The following is an 11,089-nucleotide window of genomic DNA, read 5'->3' as shown; positions in this document are numbered from 1 at the left end:
ATTAGCGGACTATTATTTATAAAATAACAAGATAACAAATCTTATTTTGGTGAATAATCAACAGACACGTGATCATGCAATCTACAAGCAAAAACAAAAAAAAAGAACAATCGTTTTATCAATCACAGGGTATATAACTGTTAAATAACTGAAAAAACAGTTTAAAGATAACGTAATTTCTAACAAAAAAGTTAACTTTATTTGTTCAAAGCCTTATATCACAGAATAAACTTTGTGCTTGTCCTAAAATTTGAATAGCTTTTGTTTATTCAAGAATACAAAAATAAAAAGGTTCTTGGTGAAGTCTATTTCTTTTAAACAAAAAAAAAATATTATTTCTTAAACAAAAAACAATATCGCCTATCGTCGAAAATTTTACTCCCTAGCATTTTTTTTAGTTGTAAGTAAGTAAATAAAAGTAATTATGCAAAGTAGTAAGTCTTGTACCGACAGAGACCTCATCCGTACGTATATACGTGGAGATGAGAGAGCATTTGAAACATTGCTCACCCGCCACAAAGGCAAAATCTATACGTCCATTTATATGTTTGTAAAGGATACAGATTTGGCCAATGACATTTTTCAAGAAACCTTCATTAAAATTATAGATACTTTCCGATCTGGAAAATATAATGAAGAAGGAAAATTCCTACAGTGGGCACTACGCATCTCTTACAATCTATGCATTGACTTTTTTCGCAAAAACAAGCGAAGAAAAACTATTACGCCATCAGAAGATTTTGACATCTTTAATCTGATTAACAGTAATGAGGACAATGAAGAAAGTAAGATGATTAAGAATCAAACCTATGCCAAGGTGCGACAATTAGTCGAAGCGTTGCCACAAGAACAGAAAGAAGTGATTTTGCTTAGACATTATGCAGAATTAAGCTTCAAAGAAATTGCAGAACTAACCAATGTTAGTATTAATACTGCATTAGGTCGAATGCGTTATGCATTAATCAATATTCGTAAGATGATTGGTGAGCACCAAATTAGCCTACAGTAAGGTCGAATGTAAGTAAGTAAAATGAATTTGTAGCCATATCATAAATCTAGGGGGAGCTCTAGAAATATTGGGTTGCAAATGTAAGTAGTGTCAAAAAGTTGTTGTTTTCTCACTACTTCGAAAAAGGATGCTTTATTGGAACGTTGTTGTTCTCCAATAAAGCATTTTTTTTGTCGTTATTTAACTAATTTTATGGCTCTTTATTTCCTAATAAATGGGGCGTATAAGCTCGCCTCAGAATATGTGGCTTTGTGAAAAATTTAAATGATGTTACAGATACGAAGGCTAAATATGGATACTAGTTGGCAGTTGCAGTGGGGGCAAACCATTTTATTGATTGACCCTTGGTTGCAAGGATCAGAGATAGACGGTTTTGCTTGGTTTAATGAGCAGTGGCATACTATTCCGCCAATTTCTATCGACTTGTTGGGAGTTTATCATGCTATTGTGATCTCGCAACCTTTTTCAGACCATTGTCATGAAGAGACGTTGCATCAGCTAAACTCAGTGCCATTGTTGGTCAATCCCAAAGCTAAAAAGCGTTTGGTCAAAGAATTTGGAAAAAGAGAAATAGAGACCTTACCTCTTTGGGATAAAAAAGAATGGCTTAGGTTTGGCAATGTTGATATTGCATACTTAAAATCTTCCAAAGTTTTATCAGCTGCTTTTGATGCTATTTTGATTCGAAACGAGCATGAATTAATAGTTTATTGTCCGCATGGTTTTGAATTAACATTAGAGCAGCAAACGTATTTATCTCGATATCAAGTAAAGGCATTGATAGTTGGATTTTCGTCCTTTAAACTTCCTTTCTTTTTGGGTGGGGTAGTCAATCCTGGTAAAACAAATGCATTGGAGTTGGCAAAAGTTTTGAACCCTCAAACAATCTTTCATACACACGATGAAAACAAGGCATCCAAAGGTATTGTCAAAAGAATAGCGAAGATCAAATACCCAACAGTTGAAGAAATGAAAGAGGAATTAGAGGCGCAATTTGTGTTTTTGGGGCAAGCGTATGAGTGGTATTCAATCGTATCGTAAGCAAGTATTTCTGTAAAAAAAAGAGAGCAAGAGCAGTGCCCTTCCTCTCAATTATTTCCTTGTTATCGAGTAAACGTATGTTTGGTAAATCCAACACGATCGGTAAAACGATTGTTAAATGTTCCTAGTTCGTTGAATTGCTCATAGACCGCCAACCACTTATCCAACTTAGGATACATATCCGCAATTAAATTATTGCTTCCTGTCAAATGGTCAAATTCTAAACCCCAATGTGGGCGACCACCCAACATATACATACTATCTTGGTAGCGCATCATAATTTCCATGCCACCATAAGTACCCGTCACCATATCCATTTCAATCATACAAGTATTAACACCTTCCATCATCGAAAGATGGGCATTGGATGCTTTGACAAAACGCAATGAAAAGGGAGAGGATTGATATTGTTCTCCATTGATACGAGCATTTTGAGCGACTAAGTGAATTTTATCTACTGCTGCTTTAAAATGCTCTGAGGTATATTTGCCTTCATCATCTTCGAGTGAAAAACCAATTTCTGTCGCAAATCCTGCATTTCCATTTAATCCAAGATTATAAATATGCCAATACTTGTTGATGTAGCCACTGTCTGTTAATCCATTTAATGCTAAGTCAATAATATCAGGTGTTAGTTTAGGAATAGCGTTAATCAATGCTGCTGTTAGTTCAAATGAAAGACCAAAATGACTCATGAATTGTGTTAGTGGTTGACGATGGCCTTTTCTATGATCTAATCCTCCTGGATCTTGTGCAATATTTCGTTTGGTAAGTAGACATCTAAAGTTGGGGTAATAGTGTTCTGGTGGGAGACTTGGATCCATGTCTATAACTTTGTAATTAGCATCCATAGGGTATGGATGTACTAAAACCTCAAAGTTGCGGTATTCATTTAGAATATTAGGGATAGAGCCATCTTCCGATTGTAGCAATTCAAAAACTTTGTCTAGTGTCGTAATTTCACGTGTTTCCTCTAACCAATACATTTGCATGACTTCTAACACAATAGAATAGACAATCCCCATACATCCCATACTACATATAACACTGTAGAAACAATCATCGTCTTGTATGAGTTGAATGTCGGGATGATTGTATTTAGTAGGGTCTGTAATTCCATCACTAGGTTCTATTCGATACAAATAAACGCCCTCATCACCATCGTTGCCACTAATGGTTTTTCCATCCCATTTTCCTGTTGTGGCTAAAACTAGAGAGCGCAACATATCAGGAAAAGGAGGAAGCGTAATTCCAGAGCCATGCGTAGAAGTAGAAATAGCTCCCATAATGGTTTGCCCATCATAACCACCCATATTTTTTAGACCAACATTTCTCTTTGCAAGTGCGTTGTTTAGATCTTTTATTCTAATTCCTGCTTCAGTTTCAAATAAAGCTAGATTTTTTTCTCTGTCTTTAGGGTTGGTTGGATTATTATCGGGGAATGTTACTTTGTCAACAGCTAAAGGTAAGTTGCTTCGTAGCATATCTGTTGATAACTGCCCCGAAATGGGCTTGGCTATGCTAGAAATGCTATTAAGTCCATGAGTATCGACAAAAAAATCAGGTGTTGTTGCAACATCAGAGTATGAGTGCCCAGATCCTGCCGCTTTGACGGTATTTCCTGTTGCTACAGCACGTTTTAAGATGGAAACGACAGAATCGGGATCACTAGCACCATTTAAGGTTTGAGGTTTAAACAAGTGCAATGGTTCAACAACTTGGTTGGCCAATTGATTTTCCCATTTTTGGTGTGTACCAGGATCGATGAACGGATGTTTTTGTTTACCTAGTTCATCTTTTAAAATGGATTCATTGTGTGTGCTATGATGTTTTAATTTGTCCAGTAAATTAGGCGTTAACCCTTGTTGGTTCAAATCTTGAAGCAAACCTTTTATGTCTTGTCTAGGAGCTTGGTTTAGTTGTTGTTCTAATTGCATTAGTCGGCGTTCTAATGCTTTAACCCTAACATCATGTCCTGCCGATTCTTCTTTGGTAATCCTCTGCTTGAGCAACATAATTCTATCTTCAAGAAGTGTTGTTTTGACGACAGGAACACCCATGCATTCAAGTTCTACGATTCTTAAAAACGCATCCAATAGTTGTTTGGCTGGCGGAATAAAGTTGTCAACGCTAGCCACTTGTTCTAAGGAGGTACGTTCTAGGGTTAAGTCAATGTGAAAATGGTATTTATCTTCTCCTTGCTCTATCTCATCCTCTGTGAATACTTTGATAGAAACATGGATAGGATCCATTTCGTGAAACAATACTTTAGATAAATAATAATTCTCGGGATTGGCAAAAGGAGTTGGCTTATAGCCAGATTCCATTAAGATAGGCTTGTTTAAATCGGTACTAGAAGCATACATTACCTTGGCTTGCCCCAAAGCATTGCCCCCTTCTAAAATATAAAATAGGGGGGTAGTAGAATCTTCTTCTTCGTAACCAATAAAAATAGCTAAAGGGGCAAATCTTACCAAGTCATAACGTGCAGGTGTTACTAAATCTACTCGTTTGAATGGTGGTAATTGTTGGTGCTCGCCAGGTTGATCGATGCCATTAGGATAGTTGTCATTAAACACATATCGACGGAGTCCTTCATTGGAAAATGCCAAGTGGTCACAAGCTCGTACCCAACCAATTGGTGTTTTGATGTCGTTTTTGTGTGGCTCCAAAAAAGGGGCATCTTTTTCAGGAAGCGTTACTCGAACCCAGTTAATAATACCATCGTGTTTTTCTTTTTGAGGAGTGTCTCTGTTGTGAATAGATTGGCAGGTATACAAAGACCAGTCGCCAGGCAAGGACATCCGTTCTTGGGCTCTTTTCTCTTTGATGGCAGTATGTTTTACCGAGCCAGGAATACCCAACACAATTGTCCCATCGGCTTTTACCATTTCTGCTTTTTCTTTGAATAATAAAGCGCCAGATCCAGATTCATTAATGTAACGATCTAAAGATTGTTCATCATGTTCTAAATAAGCTTGAATAACATTGGCCAAATAGTCCTTGACACTTTCATCGGAAGAATGAGTTTCTTCTAGAATTGATTGCAGCATACCTTTAAATACTTTTGAACCAGGGTTTTGTTTGTTTAGGTGAGGGCTAAGAGTAGTGCCATCTTCCAAAAGGTAGGACTCAATAATTGCAATAGTTTCAGGAGGAGTAATTGTGCCAGAAAATGTACTTTCTAATAGACGTGCGAATTCGGTGCTCCACTTTTTTAAAGAAGGTGATGCCATAACAGGGATGTTTTTAAAGAACGGTTTGGAAAAATTAACTATATTTTTTTGTAAAAATTATAGTCATTTGATTTGTAATACCATTAAGCTACAAATAAAAGTTAGTAAAAAAAATAAATGATTGTTTTATTTATTTTAAGTATTATTATGTATAAAGTAAAGGCAATTGGGCTTGTGCTAAGAGTACAAAGGCGTTATTCGTTAAATGGTATGATATAGCAGCGTAGTTAAGTATTATAAATGGAATTTCTGATTCAAAAAAAGGCAAGTCCGTTTTAGAGACTTGCCTTGTAAAAGAGAACCGTTTTGTAACAATCAAATATTATTGAACTAAGAATTTTTGATGTTGTTGATGACCATTGTGGGTGATATGTAAAATATAAGCACCCTGAGGTAAATGCATAGGGCGAACGTCCAATGTAGTTATTGGAGTTGTTTTAGTAGCTATCTGCTGATGTATAATTTTGCCCGACACATCGGTTATGCTTAAGTGTATCTTACCCGTTTCAGGCGCTTCTATTTGTACTGTAAAATATCCTTTATTGGGATTAGGAAATAGTTTTAAATAAGAGGAGGTAGAAACGTTTAATTTGTCTACTTCAAGCAGTGATTGGTAGATAGATGAATTGGTCGGGTTGTTGACGGTCGTTTGTTCTGACAAAGCAGTTTGTGTGTTCGTTATAATATTACTCGATGCTGGTTTATAAAATACAGGTTGACCATAGGCATCTCCTCCTCTAATGATATACCCCAAATTTAACGAACCATTGGTTGGATTGCTTAGATTAGAAGAAGGAGGGAGTTGAATGTTGTCTTTATAGTTTCCAACGACATAACTATTAAAGCCATCAGTTGCGACATCGTATACTTGAATGGGTTGATTGCTATATGAATTATTGATCCAGTTAATTGATGCCGTTGAGGTTAAATTCAAAGAGGCTAACCACATGGCAGCATGATTGTTAAGACCACCCGATACTTGGACTAAATTATTAGGATTCGAAACTTGTTTCATACCAATTGTTTGACCAACATACGTACCTGCTGCGTATAATTGCCCATTTCGTTCAGATAAAGCAATCGCTGCTGCTGTAGAAAAGACAGAGTTTTTGTCATCAATATAAAAAACATTGTTATTCGTCAAACTACTATTAAATTCGCATACAATAGCTGTTTGATATTTGGCAACTAAGTTATTGCCCCAATTCATAGGACCAGCCAAAGAACCTGCTACCCATATTGTATTGTTACTTGCAATCAAGATGTCATTTAATGTTATCTGTTCAGCGTTAGCATTGTTCCACGATAGAGCACCATTGTTATAATGGAATAAAACGCCTTCTTTTCCATTACTAATAATGGTAGTGCCATTAAAATTGGTACTAGTATTCAAATTAGCAGTAGCATAAATATCCGCACCATCAACAGCAATGCTACTCATTTCATTATTACCACTTGCGTTCGTTTCTCCAAAAACAACAGTAAGGTTATTATTAATTTGTTTTTTAACTTGAGCAAACCCACCAAAATTACCAGCAAAGTAATGCGTGTTGTTATCAATGTCTACGGCATTTACTTTATCTGTGTAAGGGATTGCGTATGTTATAGGAGCAGATAGAGCACCTGTTCCTTTTCGGATGCGGACACTAAATACATCGTTATTGCCAGTTGGTGCAAGCGTTATGTTAGAGCCATTGGATGATTGGACATCAAAATTTGCTGTTCCTTGATTTTCTAGTTGTCCGAAAACTCTTAAATGCTCTGTTCCATCAAACTCAATTTCCAATCCTTTGATATCAATTGTACTAGTACTGTTGGTATAATCTACCCATCTTAGTTGCCCGCAAGCATCGTGTTTGCTAACAAAGATTCCTTTTTGATTGCTGTTGTTGTTATTCGCTTGAAAAGACTGACCATCTATTTGAGAACTACCAATAAACTCTCCTAGAGCATAAACATTATTTTGTGCATCTGTAATAACTTTGATAATCTTGTCTTCTTGACTTACTGTATTTTGGGTGTTCTTGTGCCAATTAGAAGTATTGTTATCGTTGATACCATAATGTTTGACCACCTTACAACCGCTAAAGGGAGCTGTATTGTTTGTAATGGTAACATTATAATTACCACTAACTAGATTAACAATATTATTGTTATTACTTCCTGTACTCCAAGCATAACTATAGTTAGCATTAGTAGGAGCCGATAGGTGTATTGAACCTCCGTTAGTACCTAAGCAAGCACTGTGTGTTATTGAAGGATTAACGGAAATATCTCCAGTAGGATTTTGATAGTTTAAGGTAACCGTACCTGTTTTATGGCAGCCATTGGCATCGACAATAGTATAAGCATAGGTACCTGCCGATAAATTTGAAAGGTTAGCACCTGACATTCCATTATTCCAAGTAATACTTAATGGAGCAACGGCATTGCTAACAGACAAAGAAATGGTTCCATTCGATTGTCCATTGCAATAAGGATCTGTAGACGATGGAGTAACACTAATCGGAGCAGAAGGACCATTAACCTGAAAAGAAAAGGTTTTGATACAACCATTTTGGTCTTTGACTCGAATTTGATAAGGGCTTGCTTTGGGGTAAAGAAGTTGACCATAATTAGATGAAAAACCATTTCCAAAATCATAGGAGTAGGTTCCTGTTCCTCCTTGCACGTTGTTGACTTGTACGTAAACGCCTGTGCCATAACAAGAAAGGTTTTGAGGAGAAGGCAGACTTAGTGAGGCTGTTAGTGCTTGAGGTTGAGTAATGACAATACTTTTTGTTGAAACACAATTGTGTCCGTCCGTTAATGCTACTTGATGGGTTCCTGCAGCTAGTCCTGAAAAGCCTGGCGGAAGTGAATTACCATTAAGGGTATAATTGTAAGGAGGATAGCCTGTTGCTACGGGGAAGATTTCCCCATCGTTAGCACCATAACAACTTAGATGGTTGACATTTGTTGTAAATGTAGATGGATTATAATACGTAAAGGAAAAATCTTCGCTATCAGTACAGCCATTGGGGTCGGTATAAGTATAAGTGGCTACAAAATTAGCGGGAATAAAATTTAGAGTTGGATTGAATACCCCCGTACTAGAAATAGATCCTGTGTTGATCGACCAATTTCCTGTGCCTCCTGTTGGATTTGTGATGGCAGAGAAATGCACTAAGTTGTGAACATTGGCACAGTGTACGGCTGGATTCTGGCTAAGATCAATAGTGGGAAGAGGGTTGACATTCAGTTCCAAATCATATGGTAAATTGACACAATAGTCACTAGATGTTATATTGTATAAGCCCGATTGAGTGGGAGTAATGGTGCTGCTAATGCCTGTTGGTAATGTCCCACTTGTTGATGTCCATTGAAAGTTGTTGGGTGGATCAGATAAGGTAATCGTAACAGGAGTTCCAATACAAATATCTTTTGGGGTATTGATAGAAATTGTAGGGTTTTTGGATTGGTGGTAATTGATGAAGAATACGTTACTATTAACACTTGTCCAATTATTCCCCTTTTTTACTCTTAAATTAATTCTATATAATTTGTCTTTTTGGATTAATCCATTGAAAAAGGTATTAAGGTTTATACTAGGAGATAAAATAGAACTAGACAGAATCCCTGATGTGTGTATTACTCCTAACGATTGACCATTAGAATTATATTCCTCTATATTAATCCTAAATTCTTTTGCACAAGAGGATGTAATATTGGTGAGAATTAAATCATGGTCACAAACAACATTAGTTGCAGAGAAAGATGCATTGCTATTCAATAGCTGTGTTCCTGCTTTTAATTTACAAGAAACTTGTAGTGGTTTCATAGTAACCTTAAGGATATAAGGGGCTGATTCTGTTTGGCTGTAAATAGTGCTAGTGTATCCGCCTCCCTTAACAGGAACAAAGTTCTTTTTAGTGACAAATAGTTTGAACTTTCTAGTACCAGAAGAAGTGCCACTAAAAACGCCATAGATTCCACCATAGGGGCTACCAGAGTTGACCTGTTTGGTATTTAATACAACCCCTGTACCTCCTACATTTTGTAATGTGGTCCATTGCCCAGATATTTCTTCTTTTAGGCTCAGGGTCACTTCATCATAGTCATCAGAATTAGCACTTGTATCTGCTTTTAGTACATCACTTCCAGAGTCCCATTCAAAATATAAAATATAGACTTGAGGGTCACAAAGGGTTTCGTTAAGTTGTGTGGTAGTTGATGGATGAGTATCCCACTCTAGTTTTATTTGGGCGATGGATAATTGACAACCAAATAAGAATAAAATAATCCAAAAATGTTTTTTCATAATAATAATAATAATAATGGGTTAAATAAAAACAATAAAGTGCCTCAACTGCTTATTTATTAAGTAGTTGTAATGAAAAAGGGAATGATTGAGAAAGGGAAAGTTAATAAGGCAAATTACGTCTATTTAGAGCATAAGTATCTACTATTTTTACAGAAAAATCTACTCAAAACGGAGTAACACCTTTACTAGCTTTATGGTTGCGTAGATGGATTATCTTTATAAACGGTTTGATTTTTTACAAATTCGGTTGGATATACGCCGTACTTTTTTAGAAATGCATTAGAAAAAGCATTGGGGTTGGAATAACCGATATCATAAGCTGTTTCTTTGACGCTATAGCCTTTTTTAGTCAATAATTCGACAGCTTTTTTCATACGGCAATCGATTAGGAAAGTATAAATTGGCATTTTAAATGCATTCTTAAATCCATTTTTTAATTTGAATTCACTTAAACCAACTTGTTGAGCAAGTGCTTTTACTTTGGGAGGATTCATTAAAGAGTTTTTGATAATATCGTGCGCCAATTGGATTTTTCTTATATCTTCTGCCTTTTCCTTTTTTTTGTCATAGACTAGTTCCGACAATTGGATGCCCATGATTTTTAGAGCAGTACTTTCTCTCAAAAAAGCAGCGTTATGGTTGGTGAAATTATCGTTGCGCAAATCCCAAAGATGCTGGCTAATTTCAGCTTTTGTAGCTCCTCCTATCCCGTAGTAAATGCTATCATCTTGTAGAGCCATTTGAAATTCATTAGGTAGAAAAGAGAATGATTTACCCATAAAATCAATAAAATGCTTGCTAAGGATAAACAGATTAATATTTACAAAAGGCTGATTTTTGGTAAAATGGATTTGCGAGCGTCCATAATTACTGACACAAATAATTCCTGTATCAGCTACCATGGGAAGTGTCATTTTTTTATCAACTAAATAACCATTTGCTTTTCCTGAAACATAAAAACTAAATCCTACCGTTGCCTTTTTTGCCGTAACATCAAGTATAGCGTCTTGAGTAGGATAAACTTCAAGTACTTGAAAGGTAAACCTATCGCTAATTTTTTTAGTCTCAATTTTGATATGCCCAAGTTGAGGCAAGTCAAAGTCAACTTTGTAAACAGAAGTGAAAAAGGAAGAAAATTTTTCCTGTTGAGTCAGAGGAAGGGCATTTTTGATAGCTTTTTCAAAAGTTGAAAAAGTAACCTGATTGTTTAAAGATGTATTCATATTATATAGAAGATAGTTAAAATATTTTGTTAAAGATATTTGGTCGCACAAACGAAACCTTATTATAAACGAACTTAAGAAGCAATATTAATGTATGAGAGCTATAATTATTTTTTAGCTATGTAGATATAAGATATATAAAATGTGTTTGTGGGATATTGATGGCGAAAACTTTTTGAGTACAAAAGTGTTTATCTTTTAGTTGTAACAACCAAAGGTTTTAAACCATCAATTGGAGGTTTTGATAGGTGAGACTTACTCTATTGTAATGAAGAGA

Annotated in this window: 5 protein-coding genes; 2 read left to right on the top strand and 3 right to left on the bottom strand. The window is 35.8% G+C overall.

The annotated features are described in order from the left end of the window. Positions 1–424: 424 nt before the first annotated feature. Both QP953_RS00790 and QP953_RS00785 read left to right on the top strand, forming a co-directional pair. A complete protein-coding gene (locus tag QP953_RS00790) occupies positions 425–1,009 on the top strand; it encodes an RNA polymerase sigma factor (RefSeq protein ID WP_052595688.1) in 585 nt (194 codons plus the stop codon). Between the two features lie 264 nt (positions 1,010–1,273). Further along, positions 1,274–2,050: an MBL fold metallo-hydrolase gene (locus tag QP953_RS00785; RefSeq protein WP_309553657.1), complete on the top strand. Its 777-nt coding sequence runs from the start codon at positions 1,274–1,276 to the stop codon at positions 2,048–2,050. A 62-nt stretch (positions 2,051–2,112) separates the two neighbouring features. Here QP953_RS00785 and QP953_RS00780 read toward each other — a convergent pair whose 3' ends face one another. The 3 genes from QP953_RS00780 to QP953_RS00770 form a co-directional block, all read right to left on the bottom strand. Next, positions 2,113–5,286, bottom strand: a complete 3,174-nt coding sequence (locus QP953_RS00780) for a D-arabinono-1,4-lactone oxidase (protein ID WP_052595684.1) — start codon at positions 5,284–5,286, stop codon at positions 2,113–2,115. Between the two features lie 322 nt (positions 5,287–5,608). Beyond that, positions 5,609–9,586 (bottom strand): T9SS type A sorting domain-containing protein, encoded by a 3,978-nt coding sequence (locus QP953_RS00775; protein ID WP_309553656.1) that lies wholly within the window; start codon positions 9,584–9,586, stop codon positions 5,609–5,611. Positions 9,587–9,780: 194 nt separating this feature from the next. Continuing rightward, entirely contained in the window at positions 9,781–10,812 is a 1,032-nt protein-coding gene (locus QP953_RS00770; RefSeq protein ID WP_052595680.1) for an AraC family transcriptional regulator, read from the bottom strand. Positions 10,813–11,089: the final 277 nt, after the last annotated feature.

This window comes from Aureispira sp. CCB-E (genome assembly GCF_031326345.1).
Lineage (GTDB): Bacteria > Bacteroidota > Bacteroidia > Chitinophagales > Saprospiraceae > Aureispira.
The sequence above is the reverse complement of the archived record's forward strand: the minus strand, read 5'-3'. Positions and strand labels throughout refer to the sequence as shown.

What these genes read in the sequence shown, in the direction of transcription:
- QP953_RS00790 (WP_052595688.1), top strand. Translation starts at nt 425, where the DNA reads ATGCAAAGTAGTAAGTCTTGTACCGACAGAGACCTCATCCGTACGTAT.
- QP953_RS00785 (WP_309553657.1), top strand. Translation starts at nt 1,274, where the DNA reads ATGATGTTACAGATACGAAGGCTAAATATGGATACTAGTTGGCAGTTG.
- QP953_RS00780 (WP_052595684.1), bottom strand. Translation starts at nt 5,286, where the DNA reads ATGGCATCACCTTCTTTAAAAAAGTGGAGCACCGAATTCGCACGTCTA.
- QP953_RS00775 (WP_309553656.1), bottom strand. Translation starts at nt 9,586, where the DNA reads ATGAAAAAACATTTTTGGATTATTTTATTCTTATTTGGTTGTCAATTA.
- QP953_RS00770 (WP_052595680.1), bottom strand. Translation starts at nt 10,812, where the DNA reads ATGAATACATCTTTAAACAATCAGGTTACTTTTTCAACTTTTGAAAAA.